Consider the following 18823-nt stretch of genomic DNA (forward strand, 5'->3'; position numbering starts at 1 on the left):
CTCTATTCCTTGCCTGAGGCATCTACCTAAGGCCCTGTAATGCACTTTCCGGACAGGAGCTTGTGATGCTTTTCCTGTAACCGGTTCAGATGTTCAACAGCAGCTTCCCGATCCATTTTCGGGTCAGCTGATGTTTTCCGGATGACTTCCCTGATGGTTTCAAGCAGCTCTTCTGAATCTGCTTCGGAAACTGCACCCATGCTGTTCCCTTGTTGCTCTATTTGCTGGCGATCTTTTCTTCGCTTGGCCGATGCACGGGCAAAAACACTCATGCCTGATCTCCTGCTTCAAAGTGGTAAACATTGACCCGGTTGAGCGCACAATCCGGCAGATAGATCCGTTGATTACGAACATGCATCAGATAAGGCATCCATAACTGCCCCTTTGAGCTGTCAGCCCCAAAAGCAGCAAAAGAAGACACACACTCATCATTTCGGTCAAAAACCTTCACCGCACGGTTAACCAGATCTGAAACAAACAGATGCCCCTGCTCAAACTCAACACTGGTTGGCAGCAGAAAATGATCATCATCCGTGCCATAACCCGGTTTTCCAAAGCGCCTGACTGGCTGCCCTTCAAGAGTAGTTATCTGAATTCTGTGATTGAACTGATCTGCGATATAGCAAAGACCGTCCTCGGAAACCGCAATATCTGATGGCGTATGGAACTCATTATCGCCATCACCCTGAGTACCAAACGTATCCACCAGACCAGCAATACCCAGTCCATTCAGACGCCAACGTACAATGCGGTTATTGCCGGAGTCGGCAATGAAGATATCCCGACTGACAGGGTCAATAGCCAGCCCCTGAGGCTTATTTAATTGCCAGGGGGCGCTACCCTGAGCACCAAAAGCGGTATAAGGAATCAGCTCACGGTAGAAGGGATGGTATTGATAAATTGTGACAATTCCACTGAGATAGTTACTGACAACCAAAAGGGGAACATCGGGGGCCAGCTGCCCGGGTAAAGGGTTAAGCGGGGTAAGAGCTGCAATTCCCAATGATCCCGGCAACAAGGGCATACTCGCCGAGCGCAGACTATTGGGTTTCAGATTATCGGTAGATTGCAGCTGATAATTTCCAGCATCCACCACCCAAAGACTTTCATCTTCATCCGCAACAGCAGATGGGATAAATAGAGATAGCCAGCTTCTTTGCCAACGCTGCATCCATTCCATCTGCCAGTTCAGCCCCATATTCAACCAGGTTGGAACGCCGGACATCTCAGTCAACTTCAGGAACTTTTCCTGCTGTTGCTCCAGCTGGTCCATCTGCTGCTGAGCCAACCAATGCATCAGTGTTGGAGATTGCTCATTAGGGAGGTTCTCTTGCGCCGGACCAACATCGCCAGCTGCCGAGGTCGCAAAATGCAACTGACCATGACGATCACGCTCATCACCGATCTGTGTCAAAACAACCGGGAAGACCTCACGCCCACGCTGCACTTGCTTTAGGTTCGCCTTATGCAGCTGAAGTGAAGCAAGAATCGGCTCGGTCACCAGAAAGGTATTTTCCTGTGGAAATTCCGTCAGCTGAATCGGTGAAAAATAGCCAGCCAATGCTCCCTGAGAAACACCGTTCTGGCCGTAAACTGAGATAGCATTAGCCTTACCACCGGTTATCAATACCTTGCCCTGAATGATGGCCACATCACGGGCTAACTCAAGCCCGTCGATGTAGGGTTTTCCGGTGGCAGAAAAGGGAATGCCTTTGCCCTGCCAATCACAACGGACAACTGTATTAAAGCCGGTATTGGCAATATAGATACGCCCCTGACGATCAACGCTCAAGCCCTGAGGCCAGAGTAATTCCACAGGGTTCTTATAGCCTGTGATCTGATGGATATCGTAGAGGTAATCACCCTCATCGCTGAATACCACCAGCCGACTGACACCATCGGGACCTTCATAAAACTCATCAGCAACACAGAGCTTGCCCTGATAGTAAACAATGCCATTCGGGCCTTTCAGATCAACATCTGGCGTATCACCGAAAGTTGAGACGGGCGAAATATTGTCTTCATCGTAGGAGAGAATATGAACACGATAGTTACCGATATCGGTAACGTAGATCAGTTGTTTATCAGGGTGGGCTAACAACCGAAAGGGCATATTAAACTGGCCATCGCCATTACCGACGGTGCCAAAAGAGAGCAATACAGTATCCAGATCAGCATCAAGCACCAGCAATCGGTTATGTGCGGTATCAGCCAACCAGACACGTCCATAATGATCCACGCAGCTGCCAACAGGAGTGTTTAGAGAAAGGTTACCAGAAGCCGATACGGGTAAAGCAGGTAAAGAATGGTCCACGCTTCCCAAATGCGATTTGAACTGAATCCCCACTGGCCACTCCTTGTCCGGGACGTTTAATCATTTTAAGTTCTCACTGCTTTTGCAGTGCAACAGGTGTAAATGTAGTCCCCGAAAAGAGGTATGCCAACTGCTTTATCAATCTGATTAATATAAATGTGATTCAGTTACTAAAATCCCTGCAGGCCACGCCGTACGTGACTCTCAGCTAATATAAAAACCGAACTCATCATTATTTAAATGCTTATAACAAATGTTCCGGCAAAAAAAAACCACCGCTTTCGCGGTGGTTTTTATGGATCTCAGCTAATCAGTAATGATTAGTTGTTTTCCATCTGCTGCTTGATCAGATCACCAATGGTGGTAGGACCAGCAGTTTCAACTTCCTGGCTGCGAACTTTCTGCAGAGCTGCTTTTTCGTCAGCTGCGTCTTTCGCTTTAACAGACAGGTTGATTACGCGGTTCTTACGGTCGATGCTAACGATCTTAGCTTCAACTTCATCACCTTCGTTCAGTACGTTGCGAGCATCTTCAACCTTATCACGGCTGATTTCAGAAGCTTTCAGAGTAGCAGTAACGTCAGTTGCCAGCTCGATAGTTGCTTCTTTAGCGTCTACAGCGATAACTTTACCAGTTACCAGAGCGCCTTTGTCGTTCTCAGCTACGTATTCCTGGAACGGATCGCTATCCAGCTGCTTGATACCCAGGGAGATACGCTCACGCTCTGGATCGATAGACAGGATGATAGTTTCGATCTCGTCGCCTTTCTTGTACTTGCGAACAGCTTCTTCGCCAGCTTCGTTCCAAGAAATGTCGGACAGGTGAACCAGACCGTCGATGCCGCCATCCAGACCGATGAAGATACCGAAGTCAGTGATAGACTTGATAGAGCCAGTCACTTTGTCGTTCTTGTTGAACTTGCCAGAGAACTCTTCCCATGGGTTTGGAGTGCACTGCTTGATACCCAGAGAAATACGACGACGCTCTTCGTCGATGTCCAGTACCATAACTTCAACGTCATCACCCACGTTAACAACTTTAGATGGGTGGATGTTTTTGTTAGTCCAATCCATTTCAGAAACGTGAACCAGACCTTCAACACCTTCTTCCAGCTCAGCGAAGCAGCCGTAGTCAGTCAGGTTAGTAACGCGTGCAGTTACCTTGGTGTTTTCTGGGTAACGGGAGATGATGTTCACCCATGGATCTTCGCCCAGCTGTTTCAGACCCAGAGATACGCGGTTGCGCTCGCGGTCGAACTTCAGGACTTTAACGTTGATTTCGTCACCAACGTTTACGATTTCGCTAGGATGCTTGATGCGCTTCCAAGCCATATCAGTGATGTGCAGCAGGCCGTCAACACCGCCCAGATCTACGAATGCACCGTAGTCGGTCAGGTTCTTAACGATACCTTTAACTTCCTGGCCTTCTTGCAGGTTAGCCAGCAGCTGCTCGCGCTCTGCAGAGTTTTCAGCTTCCAGAACCGCGCGACGGGATACAACAACGTTGTTACGCTTAGGATCCAGTTTGATTACGCGGAAGTCCAGCTCTTTGCCTTCCAGGTGAGTGGTGTCACGTACAGGACGTACGTCAACCAGAGAACCAGGCAGGAACGCACGGATGTTGTGAACGTCTACAGTGAAGCCGCCCTTAACTTTACCGTTGATCACACCTTTAACGATTTCGTTCTTCTCGAAGGCCGCTTCCAGACCTTTCCATGCTTCAGCACGTTTCGCTTTTTCACGAGACAGACGGGTTTCACCGAAACCATCTTCAACGGCTTCCAGAGCTACCTGAACTTCGTCGCCTACAGACAGGGCAAACTCTTCACCTTCGTTAAAGAACTGAGAGCGTGGGATAACGCCTTCAGATTTCAGGCCAGCGTGTACAGTTACCCAGTCGCCATCGATGTCAACAACAGTTGCTGTAACAATGGAGCCTGGCTCCATGTTGACTTCCTGAAGGCTCTGTTCAAACAGTTCAGCAAAGCTTAATTCGCTCATTATTTTTCCTACGTGATCTACAAGTTAAGGGCTTCACAATGCCACCTTTAAAAGGGTTTGGCTTGCGTCACCACAGTCTCCGTATCACCAGCAAATACGGGCTTCATTTTATCCGTACCCAGAAGTGTTAACGCCGGTTCAGGTGAATATCCGTTTATCAGTTAAAGGACAGATATTCCCTATGACACTTTTCTGGGCACCCCCCGAAAATAGAAAACAGAAAATCAGACCAAAGCGCGAGCTTTAGCCAGATCGATAATCTGTGCAACCACTTCCGGAATCGACATTTCAGTTGTATCGAGTGTAATAGCATCGTCAGCAGGCTTTAATGGCGCTACTGCACGGTTCATATCACGCTCGTCGCGAGTTTGTATCTCGCTTAAAATGGCTTGGAATTTAGCATCAATGCCCTTTTCTTGCAACTGTTTTACCCTTCTGCGAGCGCGTTCGTCGGCGCTGGCGGTCAGGTAAATCTTCAGCGGAGCATCGGTAAAAACCACCGTTCCCATATCACGACCATCGCCAACCACACCCGGAGCCTGACGGAAGTCCCGCTGACGCTGCAGCAGAGCATCACGCACAGGTGTCAGAGCCGCCACGATAGAGGCGTTGTTACCGGTTGTCTCGGTACGGATTTCTTTGGAAACTTCTTCGCCATCCAGCATCACACTGACAGGCTCATTCTCTGCACCGGGCAGGAAAGCGATATCCAGATTACGGGCCACTTCAGCCAGCGCAGCTTCATCATCAAAAGCAACACCTTTACGTTCTGCCGCAAGCGCGGTCAGGCGATAAAGAGCGCCGCTATCCAGCAGATGCCAGCCGAGTTTACCGGCGATAATCTGACTGATGGTGCCTTTACCGGCACCGCCCGGTCCATCAAGAGTAATTACAGGTGCAGATGCACTCATTTTCTTTCCTCTGGCCTGACGAATCAGGCTTCTTCAACACTAATATTCATACCTACGCCATTCGCGAGCTCAACAAAGCCTGGGAAGGAGGTCGCAACGTTGGCGCAGTCTTCGATAAAGATCTCGCCTTCAGCACGCAAAGAAGCAACGGCAAAAGACATAGCGATACGGTGATCATCATGGCTGTGGACACGGCCACCACCCAGCTTGCCGCCAACGATGTCGATACCGTCGTCATAAACGGTACACTCGATACCCAGTGCCAGCAGACCATCCGCCATCACCTGAATACGGTCACTCTCTTTTACACGCAGTTCTTCCGCACCGCGCAGACGGGTAACACCTTCAGCACAGGCCGCTGCAACAAACAGCACAGGGAATTCATCGATCGCCAGCGGCACCTGATCCTGAGGAATATCGATACCCTTCAGATCCGCAGAACGCACACGAACATCCGCAACCGGCTCTCCACCCACTTCAGATTCATTCTCAAGTGTAATATCTGCGCCCATTTCACGCAGGATATTCAGAATACCTACACGGGTCGGGTTCATACCCACGTGCTCAATCAGAATCTCAGAACGATCTGCGATAGAGCCTGCCACCATAAAGAAGGCCGCCGAGGAGATATCCGAAGGCACATCGATATCGCTTGCCGTCAGCTTACCACCACCCTGCAGCGCCGCCGTTGCGCCCTCACGTACCACTTCGTAACCGAAACCGGTCAGCATGCGCTCGGTATGGTCACGGGTTGGTGCCGGTTCTGTGGTCTTGGTTTCACCGTCCGCATACAGACCTGCCAGCAGCACACAGGATTTCACCTGAGCACTGGCCATCGGCATCTGATAGTCGATACCTTTCAACTGCTGACCACCACGGATCAGCATTGGCGGACGGCCACCTTCAGCGGTTTCCACAACCGCACCCATTTCACGCAACGGCTTAGCCACACGCTCCATAGGGCGCTTGGTCAGAGAAGCATCACCGGTCAGCTCAACATCAAACGCCTGACCCGCCAGCAAACCTGCCAGCAGACGCATAGATGTACCTGAGTTCCCCAGGTACAGGGCTCCGGCAGGCTTTTTAAGACCATTCAGACCTACGCCATGAATAGTCACTTCACCCTGATGCGGGCCTTCAATAACCACGCCCATATCACGGAACGCCTGTAGCGTTGCCAGACTGTCTTCCCCTTCAAGGAAGCCCTTAACATGGGTAACGCCTTCAGCCAGCGAACCCAGCATGATGGAGCGGTGAGAAATCGATTTATCACCCGGAACACGAATACGGCCACTCAGGGCGGTACCCGGAGCGGTACGGTAGTGGATTAGCTTGTTTTGCATAGGGATATACGCCGAATTGTCCAGAATTCTTGAAAAATGCTCACGGGCGGCTTTTGCCCGGGTAAAGATACCCAGCATAGCGTCACTATCCGACTCTTCAATGGCCGTTCTTAAGCGTGACAAGCCTTGCTCAAACTCCGTAAGCGCTTGTAATACAGCGGGTTTGTTTGCGATGTAGATATCACGCCACATCACAGGGTCACTGGCAGCGATTCGGGTAAAATCGCGGAAACCGCCAGCGGCATAACGAAAAATTTCCAGGCTTTCATCCTGGGAAGCCAGAGTATCGACCAGAGAGAACGCCAGCATGTGCGGTAAGTGACTGGTTGCCGCCAGAACTTCATCATGGCGTTCGATATCCATGGTCAGTACTTCAGCACCGGCGGCCTGCCACATTTCGGTGATGGTCGTGACCGCCTGTGGATTATTTTCCGGTGCAGGCGTCAGAATCACCTTGTGCTTCTGATAGAGATCTACCAGAGCAGCACTGACGCCGCTTTTCTCAGAACCTGCAATCGGGTGACCGAGAACAAAGTTCTCCGGTAGCTGCCCCCAGATCTTAATCGCGGATTCCAGCACAGAGCCTTTACTACTGCCCACATCCGTTACCAGAGTGTCTCTTCGCAGCAGCGGCTTCAGCTGCGCCATCACAGATTCCATGGCGATAACCGGCACGGAAACCACGATCAGATCCGCATCAGCAATCCAGTCTTCAGCCTGAGTCGAACCTTGGTCGATCATGCCGATCTGTATGGCCAGATCGACCTCATCCTGATCCCGGTCACAACCGATGATGGTGCCACCAAGACCTGCTTTACGCAGGGCCAGCGCCAGAGAGCCGCCAATCAGACCAAGGCCGATAACGAGTGTTTTCTTAATGGATTTCACCCGGGGTCAGTCTCCCTGTTGGCTTGCAGCACCAGAAGCCGACAGCACTTTTTCCAGTGCCTCGATAAATCGACGGTTCTCTTCCATGGTGCCGATAGAGATACGCAGATGGTTTGGCATCTGATACGGTGCAACAGGGCGAACAATCACGCCTTCCTGCAGCAGCGCCTGATCAACAGGACCTGCCGGCTGCCCAACATCTACGCTGATAAAGTTGCCAACAGACGGGATAAAATCCAGCCCCATACGTTTGAATTCCGCTTCCAGATACGCCATACCTTCAGCGTTTACCTGAACACTTTTAGTCAGATACTCATCATCATTCAGCGCAGCAATAGCCGCTTCCTGCGCGGGCATATTGGCGTTAAACGGCTGACGGATACGATTCAGAATATCCGCAACCTGCGGATGGCTGACGCTGTAACCGATGCGCAGGCCAGCAAGACCATAAGCCTTGGAGAAAGTACGGGTTACCACCAGATTCGGATAATCTTTCAGCAGGCTGATGCCATCCGGGAAATCCGGCTGATCCACATATTCGGTATAGGCTTCATCCAGCACAACGATAATGCGCTCCGGTACTTTGTCCAGAAACGCGCGAACCGCTTTTTCACTCAGCCAGGTACCGGTTGGATTGTTCGGGTTGGCGACAAAAATAACACGGGTCTTATCGGTGATCGCCGCCGCCATCGCGTCCAGATCATGCCCCCAGTTCACAGCAGGCACCGCAATATGCTGGGCACCAATGGCTTGGGTCACAATCGGATAAACAGCGAAGGCGTGTTGAGAATACATAGAGGCGCTATGCGCGGTCAGATAAGCACGGGCGATCAGCTCCAGTACATCATTGGAACCGTTACCCAGAGTGATCTGATCGATCTCGACACCCAGCTTATCAGCAATCGCCTGCTTCAGACGGAAAGCATTACCGTCGGGATATCGCGTCAGCTCCGGCATTATTTCACGGATCGCATCCAGCGCTTTCGGGCTTGGACCCAAGGGGTTTTCGTTACTGGCCAGCTTAACGATGTTGCTGATACCCAGTTCACGCTCCAGCTCTTCTACCGGCTTACCCGGCTGATACGGCTGCAGACCCTGAACGCCTTTATTTGCTAATTCAATGTAATCACACGCCATAGTTATTCCGCCTTAGCTGCTTGCTTGTTCTTGTTTGTTCTTGCCTGTTTTTAGCCCGTCACAATATGTACCGGAACAGGACAATAAAACGGGAGGCCTAGCCTCCCGTCCGGTTCTTTATTCGTGTTATACGATAACCTCAGGGAGTACTCAGAGCACGCCCTTTGGATAAGAACCCAGAATTTTGATATCGGAAACGCGCTGGCCAATTTCCGCCAGAGCCACCTTAACCTTCTCACTTTCTGCGTGATCCGCAAAATCGATAAAGAAGACGTAGTTCCACGCACCCACTTTAGATGGACGGGTTTCTACGCGGGTCAGGTCGATACCGTGACGGTGGAATGGCTCCAGCAGGTCATGCAAAGCACCCGGCTGGTTACGGGTTGCCACCATCAGAGAGGTTTTGTCTTCACCACTGGCCGGCACTTCCTGATTACCGATAATCAGGAAACGGGTGGAGTTATCCGGCTGATCTTCAATCTTCTCAGCCAGTTTTTCCAGACCGTACAGCTGAGCGGCCATATCACCGGCAATCGCCGCGGAGTGCCACTCGCTCTTCACCAGACGCGCTGCTTCTGCGTTGCTGCTTACGGCAATACGCTCAGCGTTCGGGTAGTGCTGATCCAGCCACTTACGGCACTGTGCCAGAGAAGAGGCGTGGGAGTAGATACGGGAGATCTTGTCTTTACGGGTGTTCTCACCCACCAGCAGGTACTGGTGAATACGCAGCACCACTTCACCGGAGATCTTCAGGGAAGAATCGATAAAGCTGTCCAGCGTGTGACTGATCACACCTTCGGTGGAGTTCTCAACAGGAACCACACCGTAAGCTACTGCGCCCGCTTCCACTTCACGGAATACATCGTCGATTGCTGCCATTGGCAGGCTAACCGCCGAGTGACCAAAGTGCTTCAGCGCTGCTTCCTGAGTGAAGGTACCTTCAGGGCCAAGGAAGGCCACTTTAACCGGCTCTTCAAGGGCCAGACAGGCGGACATAATTTCGCGGAACAGACGCGCCATCTCTTCATCAGACAGCGGGCCTTCGTTACGCTCCATCACACGACGCAGCACCTGAGCTTCACGCTCCGGGCGGTAGAACTGAATATCACCGGAACCGGAAGCCTGCTTAACCTCTGCAACCTGCTGTGCACAACGGGCACGCTGGTTGATCAGCTGCTGAATCTGCTGGTCAATATTGTCGATCTGGTCACGCAGCAGGCCAAGCTGCTCCGCTTCCGTTAGATTTACTTCTGACATGGCAACTTACCCGTGACGTTTCTCGAAATCAGACATGAAGGAGATCAGTGCATCGATCGCCGCTTCCGGTACCGCGTTGTAGATACTGGCGCGCATACCACCTACTGAACGGTGACCCGCCAGATTCAGCAGACCCGCTTTTTCAGACTCCGCCAGGAATACTTTTTCCAGAGCAGTATCTGCCAGAGTGAACGGCACATTCATCTGAGAGCGGTTAGCAACGGCAATCGGGTTACCGTAGAAGTCACTGCCATCGATTGCCTGATACAGCTTCTCAGCTTTACGGGTGTTGATCTCAGCCATCTTTTCAAGACCGCCAACATCATTTTTCAGCCAGTCAAACACCAGACCCGCCAGATACCAGGCGTAGGTCGGTGGTGTGTTGTACATGGAATCGTTATCGGCACAGATGCGGTAGTTCATCATGGATGGCGTTACGGCCATCGCCTGATCCAGCAGATCATCACGGATAATCACCAGAGTCAGACCCGCAGGGCCAATATTCTTCTGGGCACCAGCGTAGATCACGCCGTATTGGGTCACATCCAGCGGCTTGGACAGAATGTCAGACGACATATCACATACCAGTGGCACATCGACCTGTGGCAGGTAATCAAACGCCAAGCCACCGATAGTTTCGTTACTGGTAAAGTGCAGATAGGCTGCATTGTCAGACATCTGAAGCTCAGACTGAGAAGGCGTACAGGTGTAGTTGCGATCTTTACTGCTACCTGCGATATGCAGACCTTCTGCATAACGGGAAGCTTCTTTAATCGCTTTGCCCGCCCAAACACCGGTTTCGATATAGTTAGGAATGCCGCCCTTGCCCAGCAGATTCAGAGGAATCATCGCAAACTGGCTGCTGGCACCGCCCTGCATAAAGAGCACTTTATAGTTATCCGGGATGTTCAGCAGTTCACGAAAATCTTTTTCCGCCTGAACTGCGATCGCCACGTAATCGTCGCTACGGTGGCTCATCTCCATGACCGACAGCCCACGTCCCTGCCAGTCCAGCATTTCGTATTGAGCTTTTTTCAGTACCGCTTCAGGCAGAGCCGCAGGTCCCGCACAAAAATTATAGAGACGTGTCATTTAGGTCTTCTCAAAATCGAAGTTCTGGCAGAACAGCTGCCGCAGGATGATCAAATAGGGTATTGAGCCATCACAGGAACTTCAGGTCGTATCAACGCGGTAAAACCGCATCCGGTATAAAACAGCTCCGGCGAGGAAGCCCTCGCCGGATGGGTAACGCTTTTAAAGGGTACACCCAATCAATTGTGTACCCGGGTCATGATTAACCCTCTGCGTCATCACCCTCTTCAGGGCTTGCGCTTTCGCCGGTCTCAGCATTTTGCTCCGCTGAGTTCTGATCCGCTGCATTCACAGCGTCTTCAGATTCATCAGCCACTTCATCGTCTGTGCCTTCCGGCTCATCGATGCGCACTGCAGTTACCAGGCTTTCGTCATCACCCAGACGAATCAGGGTCACACCCTGAGTATTACGTCCGGAGACAGAGACTTCAGAAACACGGGTACGCACCAGAGTGCCCTTGTCCGTGATCAGCATCATCTCATCCAGATCGCTCACCTGCATCGCCGATACCAGCTGACCATTACGCTCGCTGGTCTGCATGGCGATAACACCCTGACCACCACGGTTACGAACCGGGAAGGCTTCCAGACAGGTACGCTTACCGTAGCCGTTTTCAGAAGCAGTCAGAATGTAGATCTGGTTATCAGACAGTACTTCAGCACCACCTTCTACAGTTTCGATATCGGAAACATTATCCGCATTTTCGTCTTCTTCCGCAGCCACTTCGTTAGTCTGAGGAATAATCAGGGAGATAACCTGCACATCCTCATCTTCCGGCAGGCGCATACCACGAACACCACCAGCGGTACGGCCCATGGCGCGCACGTTAGACTCATCAAAGCGGATCATCTTACCGGCACTGGTCAGCAGCATCACATGGTTGCTGCCGTTAGTGATAGCAGCACCGATCAGACGGTCGCCTTCTTTAATATCTAGAGCGATCAGACCACTGCTACGAGGACGGGAGAACTGGCTCAGAGCCGTCTTCTTAACCGTGCCTTTAGCAGTCGCCATAAATACGAAGTGGTCATCCGGGTATTCACGAACCGGCAGAATAGTACTGATCTGCTCGCCTTCTTCCAGCGGCAGCAAGTTCACCATAGGGCGACCACGGGAACCACGGCCTGCCTGAGGCAACTCGTACACTTTCAGCCAGTACACCTTACCCTTGTTACTGAATAGCAGAATCGTATCGTGGGTTGAGGCAACCAGCAGGTGCTCAACGACATCTTCATCTTTCACGGAAGTTGCAGACTTACCACGACCGCCACGACGTTGAGCACGGTAATCGCTCAACGGCTGAGACTTGGCATAACCACTACGGGAGATAGTGACTACCATGTCTTCTTCGTTGATCAGATCTTCCATGGTCAGATCCAGCTGACTGCTGATGATCTCGGTGCGACGCTCTTCGCCGTACTGATCACGGATCGCTTCCAGCTCTTCGCGGATAACCTGCAGCAGTTTTTCTGCATCAGCCAGAATACCGGCCAGTTCCGCAATCTTCTCAAGGATATCTTTGTATTCGTTGAGCAGTTTTTCATGCTCTAAACCGGTCAGACGGTGCAGACGCAGTTCCAGAATAGCCTGTGCCTGAGCAGGTGACAGACGGTATTCACCATCGTCCTGCAGACCAAACTGAGCTTCCAGTTCATCCGGACGGCAGGAGTCAGCACCAGCACGCTCCAACATGGCAACCACGTTGCCTGGGGTCCAGCTACCGTTGATCAGCTTCTCTTTTGCTTCAGCAGCCGATGGCGACTGACGGATCAGCTCGATCACAGGATCGATATTCGCCAGCGCAATCGCCAGACCTTCCAGAATATGACCACGCTCACGGGCTTTACGCAGCTCGTAAACGGTACGGCGGGTTACCACTTCACGGCGGTGACGCAGGAAGGCTTCCAGCAGTTGCTTCAGGTTCAGAATCTTCGGCTGGTTGTTCTCCAGCGCAACAATATTGATACCGAAAACGCTCTGCAGCTGAGTCTGAGCAAACAGGTTGTTAATCACGACATCGCCGGACTCACCGCGCTTCAGTTCAATAACAACACGCAGACCGTCTTTATCGGACTCATCACGCAGTTCGGAGATACCTTCGATCTTCTTATCTTTCACCAGCTCCGCGATCTTTTCGATCACACGGGCTTTGTTCAACTGATAAGGGATCTCGGTGATGATGATGGTTTCTTTGTTAGTCTTGTCGTCACGCTCAATATGGTGACGGGCACGCACATAGATACGGCCACGACCGGTACGGTATGCCTGCAGAATACCGGCACGACCGTTAATGATGCCCTGAGTCGGGAAATCCGGTCCCGGAATAAATTCCATCAGCTCGTCGATGGTCAGTTCGCTGTTATCCAGCAACGCCAGACAGCCGTTAACCACTTCGGTCAGGTTATGTGGCGGGATATTCGTCGCCATACCTACCGCAATACCGGAAGAACCGTTTACCAGCAGGTTAGGTACACGGGTCGGCAGCACTTCAGGAATCTGCTCAGTGCCGTCGTAGTTGTCTACGAAATCAACGGTCTCTTTATCCAGGTCCGCCAGCATCTCGTGGGAGATGCGCGCCATACGCACCTCGGTGTAACGCATCGCTGCTGCGCTGTCGCCGTCGATAGAACCGAAGTTACCCTGACCATCCACCAGCATGTGGCGCATGGAGAACGGCTGTGCCATACGTACGATGGTGTCATAAACTGCGCTGTCACCGTGCGGGTGATATTTACCGATTACGTCACCGACCACACGGGCCGATTTCTTATACGGTTTGTTCCAGTCGTTACCAAGCTGTTGCATGGCAAAAAGTACACGACGGTGTACCGGCTTGAGGCCATCGCGAACATCGGGAAGTGCACGACCTACGATTACGCTCATGGCGTAATCCAGATAGGACTGTTTCAGCTCATCTTCGATGTTGACTGGCAGAATTTCTCTTGCAAATTCACCCATGAGTATCGGAATCCTTTATCGGCAACACTGCGTTGCAACCCAGTGCGCAACACTCTTATTCAAAATTCACCCGATTATACTCTTTATTCACCCCTTGCAGCAATTTGGTCACTTATGAGCAAGAATTGGCAAAAAGTCCGTAAATCAGTTTGTTAAGGCTTTTCCTGATTCCGAATTGAAAGCGCGGGCTTTTGTAGCGGCATAAAAAAACCGGCCAGGGTTACCAGGCCGGTTTATGGGGCAATCTCAGGTCAAATAGACCTGAGCAGAAGGGCTAGAACTGAAGGATCAGAGCAGAAACTCTTTCTTGCTGCGGGAGACCCCAAGAGCATTGGAGATCCAGAGCACTTTTTCATGCACTTCAGTCTGTACCGAGAGAATCACATCCTCTGCCTGCTGCGCTTGTTTCTCCATCTCTTCCATACTGGTGATAAAGACTTCCACCTGTTCTACCTGATTTCGGGCAACTTTCGCGCCCTGATGAGCAAAGCTGGCGGCTTTATCAGAATGCTCCTGAACCGTCTTCGACATCTCCAGAAGATAGTTTGACGCTTCTTTCTGCTCCTGAGCCGCATCGGAAATATCGGTCATATTGTTTTTCAGGTTACTGGAGGAGTTGCGCAACTGCCCCAGAATACCGCCAATTTTGGTCACCGAGTTCTGGGTTTCCATGGAGAGATTACGTACCTCATCCGCCACCACCGCAAAGCCTCGACCATGCTCACCGGCTCGAGCCGACTCAATCGCCGCATTCAGCGCCAGCAGGTTGGTTTGTTCAGAGATACCTGAGATCACATCAAGAATACTGGTCACTTCATCCACTGCCGTGATCAGCTCATCCAACGACTGATGACCGCTGGATAGCGTCTCAATCGCCTGTTCACTGGCGCGTTCAACATTACGGGCGCTGATCTGACTGTTTTCCATAAAGCTTGCGGTTTCACGGGCAAAGCTCTCTACCTGAGTGGAGCTTGCATCCACATCCTTGGCCAGACGGGTCAGCTCATCGGTAAAGCTGTGGGATTTGGAGATATAGTCACGGGTCTCGTTAGCGGTTTTGCTGATGGTATCGATATCCGTCAGCACCACTTCCAGCGAGTCTGTAATCTGAGTCAGCTGGGCATGTTTTTCTTGTTGCTGGCTCTGCATGGTTTCAATCATGTGATTGAAGTTCTGTGCGATCTGACCGGTTTCACTTTCTGGATTATGCACCTTGATCTGACGCATCTCACCGCTACGTACCAGCGAAGCGATACCGTCTGACAGCTCACGCAGCGTCTTCAGCACAACACGGCTCTGGAACAGGTGCAGAATCACCGCCACCAGAACAATCAGGCCGACATAGGCGATAAAGATCTGCTTCACCTGCTTCTCAAGAGCATGGCGGTGCGCGATCACGTCTGCCTGGCCGGACAAAATACGGGACTCTACATCAGAGATCAGCTGATTAACTGCGGCACGGCTTTGAACGCCGGTTTCAATATTATCCAGCGTATTATCCAGCTCAGTCGGATAGCGGCGTACAAAACCCTGCAGGTTACTGATCAGCTCATCACCCAGATCCACTTTTTTCTGCTCGGTTTCGGAATCATCTCCCCACCCCATCAGAGCCTGCATTTCATCCACTTCAGCCTCTGCGTAGACACCCAGCCGCGGCAAAGCATTCAGCTCGGCCACATCCGCTTTCAACTGAGCAACCTGCTCCAGAAGGGATTCACGGTAACTGATATTGGCGGTATCCATGTACTGTTCACGCAGATACTTCACCTGAACCAGTGTCTGATTCACCCGGTGCAGAAGCTTGAAATAACCGGCCGCGACACGGGGGCTGTCAGCCTCGCCTTCATCAGCGTAGTCATAGATCACATCAGCAGCATCAGCGATCTCTTTTTCAGCCTGTAGCAACAGACCTTTCTGGTTTCCTGCCAACTTGCCGGCACCCCGGAACTCTCCGGTAACGCCTTCTTTAAGACGATTCAGAGAGTCCGCAATATCAGAGGCCAATGCAGGTGGCAGCAGATTAAGACGCTCAGATGTTAAACGGTCGATCTCCTGCTCAGCAGCGCTCAGCTTTAATGCGTTACCGGTCTGGAGGTATTCCTGAAGTGTACGCCGAAGGTCAAGGGCAACCTCTTCTTTCAGCTCGGTATATGACTGGGTCGCCGAGAAAGCGCTATCCAGTCTCTGCATTCCCCAAAACAGCGTTGCTGCCAGAGAAACCGCGATTAAAACCAGAACAACAGAAGTAGCCCGAGTAACCGTAGCAATTTTCATAGATGGGTAGCCTTCATCTGCGGGACTTAGTACCCGCTCATCATTGTGCAGTAGTGGGCATTCGCCCTTTATTCATGTTTATGGCGCACACCTTGCCAAAGCTAAATGACATATTTCTTACACTTAAATGACAGTAATATTTCTGCAATACTCCTGTCGCAGCAAAGCCTTATAGCTGCTTTGCCACTGTGACCACGGAGTTTTGTTACAAAGTGTAATCAAAACACTTTCCTCCCGATTCTCTGGCCTCCGGATGACCTTTATTGGATAATGTCGCGCCCCGAATCTATGGAGCCCTGCGGCATGTGGTTTAAGAATCTTCAGCTGTTTCAGTTAAACAAAGATATCGAGCTGGATCTCAGTAAGCTGGAATCTCAGCTGGAAGCCTTCCGCTTTGAACCCTGCAAAAGCATTGAGACCTATCGTCTGGGCTGGACACTTCCGGCGCCCACTGCAGTTCAACTGCACCATGCCAGTGGCGGAGCCATCCTGCTGTGCCTGCGCCGTCAGGAAAAAGTGATTCCTGCTGCCGTGGTCAATGAAACCCTCAAAGAACGGGTTGAAGAGCTGGAAGCCAAAGAGAATCGTCATGTGGGTCGCAAAGAGAAACTCACCATCAAAGAAGATATTCTCAGCGAGCTAACCCCACGCGCCTTTGTACGCTCAAGCTTCACCTGGGGATATATTTCACCAGCCGATAAACTGGTGGTGGTAGATGCTTCAAGCGCTAAAAAAGCGGATGAGTTTCTGGATCTGCTGCGCCAGACCATCGGCTCATTACCTGTGGTGCCTTTTAATACCGAACAAAGCCCGAGCATCGTGATGACTGAATGGCTTCAGGATGCCAGCAAACGCCCTCAGGGTCTGGAGCTGGACGGCCAGTGTGAGCTTCGTTCCGATCTGGAAGAGGGCAGCGTAATTCGCTGCAAGCAGCAGGAACTGGACGCTGAAGAGATTCTGGCCCACATTGAAACCGGCAAACAGGTGGTGAAGCTGGCGATCAACTGGCAGGAACGCATTCAGTTTATTCTGCAGGAAGATCTGGTCATTAAGCGTCTGCGCTTTGGTGACGACCTGCTGGATGAAGCGAAAGACAGCTATGGCGATGAAGATCCTATGACCCGACTGGATACCGACTTCAGCCTGATGACCCTTGAGCTGAAACGCTTTATCCCGACCCTTGCGGAATGGCTGGGTGGCCAGACCAATCTGGGATCAAACTGATCAGTGCTTTCTTTATAAAAAGAAGCCTGAACAGATACACTGCAAACCCAAAAGATAACCGACCCCGTTTCCGGTTTGGCTGATAAAAAGCTACTAAAACCGGAAGCGCCCCGAAAGGCGATGACCGATAAGAAGCCCAAGGCCAACGGTCAGCCTGACAGAAACCTACGGACACAGAGAGACAATGAACACAACGGAAAACGATAACTTTAAAGAGATTCGCCCCTACTACGACCATGAAGTTAAAGAGGTCGTACAGGAGGTTATCAACAACCCAGAACTGATCAGTGCGATCTGCCAGTTCCGTTTTCCTCAGCTGCATCAGAGTCTGGGCTTTCTGCTGCGCCCTCTGATCCGCCGCAAGCTGAAAAGCCAGTTTGCCAATATCGACCGTGTGGATGTGTTCCAAAGCCAGATCGCGGACTATATGAACCGCATGATCCGTAACTCCACCGATGGTTTTACTGTGTCCGGTCTGGATAAACTGGATCCGAATCAGGCGTACCTCTTTGTGGCGAACCACAGAGATATCGCTATGGACCCGGCCTTTGTCAACTACGCCCTGTACCAGCAAGGTGTAAATACGGTGCGTATCGCCATCGGCGACAACCTGCTGCAAAAGCCCTATGTCAGCGACCTGATGCGCCTGAACAAGAGCTTTATCGTTAAGCGCTCTGCCAAGGGCGTACGTGAAATGATGAAAGCCCTGACTCAGCTGTCCGGCTACATCAACTTCTCACTGCTGGAAGAAAAGCATTCTATCTGGATCGCTCAGAAAGAAGGCCGCGCAAAAGACGGTATCGATCTGACCGATCCGGCCATCATCAAAATGTTCTACATGAGCCGCAAGAAGAAAGGCTCAGGCCCGACTTTCTCTGAAGTGGTTAATGAACTGAATATCGTGCCGGTTACCATCTCCTACGAGTATGACCCTTGCGATGAGATGAAAGCCCGGGAACTCAACGCTGTTGCCACCGAAGGCAGCTATAACAAGGTTGAGTTTGAAGATATCGACAGCATCGTAAAGGGTATCTCAGGCTATAAAGGCCGTGTACACGTTCACTTCTCCCATCCGCTGAGTGGCGAGTTTGCCGATGCCGATGAAGCAGCAGCTCAAATTGATCGTCAGATCTGGGATAACTACTGCTTCTACCCATCCAACTGGCTGGCACTGGAGCAACTGGGTGAGCACGATCACATCAGCGGTAAGCCGATGATCACCGATCAGGAGCGCGCCAAGTTTGAACAGCGCATGCAACAGATTCCTGAAGCGCTGCGCCCTTACGTGCTGAAAATGTACGCCAACCCGATTCTGAACAGCCGCGGTTTAATCAAAGCTTAAGCTTGCTCAGCCAGTATCCCTTTCCGACAAAACCTTCTCGGGACAGTCGGAAAGGGAAACGCTATTCTTTTCCCTATCTTCC

General features: G+C 51.4%; 12 protein-coding genes. 2 read left to right on the forward strand and 10 right to left on the reverse strand.

Annotated elements, in window-relative coordinates:
- Window positions 1–26: 26 nt before the first annotated feature.
- The 10 genes from BV405_RS09555 to BV405_RS09600 all read right to left on the reverse strand — a co-directional run bounded on the left by BV405_RS09555 (window position 27) and on the right by BV405_RS09600 (window position 16175).
- Window positions 27–272, reverse strand: a complete 246-nt coding sequence (locus tag BV405_RS09555) for a hypothetical protein (RefSeq protein ID WP_086480630.1) — start codon at window positions 270–272, stop codon at window positions 27–29.
- Window positions 269–2239, reverse strand: a complete 1971-nt coding sequence (locus BV405_RS09560) for an NHL repeat-containing protein (protein ID WP_217895619.1) — start codon at window positions 2237–2239, stop codon at window positions 269–271. The genes BV405_RS09555 and BV405_RS09560 overlap by 4 nt, the downstream gene beginning before the upstream one ends.
- Before the next feature lie 395 nt (window positions 2240–2634).
- Entirely contained in the window at window positions 2635–4314 is a 1680-nt protein-coding gene (rpsA, locus tag BV405_RS09565) for a 30S ribosomal protein S1 (protein WP_086480632.1), read from the reverse strand.
- 224 nt (window positions 4315–4538) lie between these two features.
- The gene (gene cmk, locus BV405_RS09570) at window positions 4539–5225 is read right to left on the reverse strand and encodes a (d)CMP kinase (RefSeq protein ID WP_086480633.1); all 687 of its coding nucleotides are present in this window, start codon (window positions 5223–5225) and stop codon (window positions 4539–4541) included.
- 23 nt (window positions 5226–5248) lie between these two features.
- Window positions 5249–7456 (reverse strand): bifunctional prephenate dehydrogenase/3-phosphoshikimate 1-carboxyvinyltransferase, encoded by a 2208-nt coding sequence (locus BV405_RS09575; RefSeq protein WP_086480634.1) that lies wholly within the window; start codon window positions 7454–7456, stop codon window positions 5249–5251.
- Between the two features lie 6 nt (window positions 7457–7462).
- Complete coding sequence (gene hisC / locus BV405_RS09580) at window positions 7463–8593, reverse strand: histidinol-phosphate transaminase (RefSeq protein WP_086480635.1); 1131 nt, start codon at window positions 8591–8593, stop codon at window positions 7463–7465.
- Between the two features lie 150 nt (window positions 8594–8743).
- Window positions 8744–9850 (reverse strand): prephenate dehydratase, encoded by a 1107-nt coding sequence (gene pheA / locus BV405_RS09585; RefSeq protein ID WP_086480636.1) that lies wholly within the window; start codon window positions 9848–9850, stop codon window positions 8744–8746.
- A 6-nt stretch (window positions 9851–9856) separates the two neighbouring features.
- Complete coding sequence (serC, locus tag BV405_RS09590) at window positions 9857–10942, reverse strand: 3-phosphoserine/phosphohydroxythreonine transaminase (RefSeq protein ID WP_086480637.1); 1086 nt, start codon at window positions 10940–10942, stop codon at window positions 9857–9859.
- A gap of 202 nt (window positions 10943–11144) precedes the next feature.
- Complete coding sequence (gyrA, locus tag BV405_RS09595; RefSeq protein ID WP_086480638.1) at window positions 11145–13901, reverse strand: DNA gyrase subunit A; 2757 nt, start codon at window positions 13899–13901, stop codon at window positions 11145–11147.
- Window positions 13902–14189: 288 nt separating this feature from the next.
- Window positions 14190–16175 (reverse strand): methyl-accepting chemotaxis protein, encoded by a 1986-nt coding sequence (locus BV405_RS09600; protein WP_086480639.1) that lies wholly within the window; start codon window positions 16173–16175, stop codon window positions 14190–14192.
- A 303-nt stretch (window positions 16176–16478) separates the two neighbouring features.
- Between BV405_RS09600 and rdgC the strand changes: the two genes are divergently transcribed.
- Both rdgC and BV405_RS09610 read left to right on the forward strand, forming a co-directional pair.
- On the forward strand, window positions 16479–17399 hold the full coding sequence (gene rdgC, locus BV405_RS09605) for a recombination-associated protein RdgC (RefSeq protein WP_086480640.1): 921 nt from the start codon (window positions 16479–16481) through the stop codon (window positions 17397–17399).
- A gap of 184 nt (window positions 17400–17583) precedes the next feature.
- Window positions 17584–18741: a 1-acyl-sn-glycerol-3-phosphate acyltransferase gene (locus tag BV405_RS09610; RefSeq protein WP_086480641.1), complete on the forward strand. Its 1158-nt coding sequence runs from the start codon at window positions 17584–17586 to the stop codon at window positions 18739–18741.
- The last annotated feature ends 82 nt before the right edge of the window (window positions 18742–18823 follow it).

Origin of the sequence: Oceanospirillum sanctuarii (genome assembly GCF_002150805.1) — a bacterium.
In the GTDB taxonomy this organism is placed as follows: domain Bacteria; phylum Pseudomonadota; class Gammaproteobacteria; order Pseudomonadales; family Halomonadaceae; genus Oceanospirillum; species Oceanospirillum sanctuarii.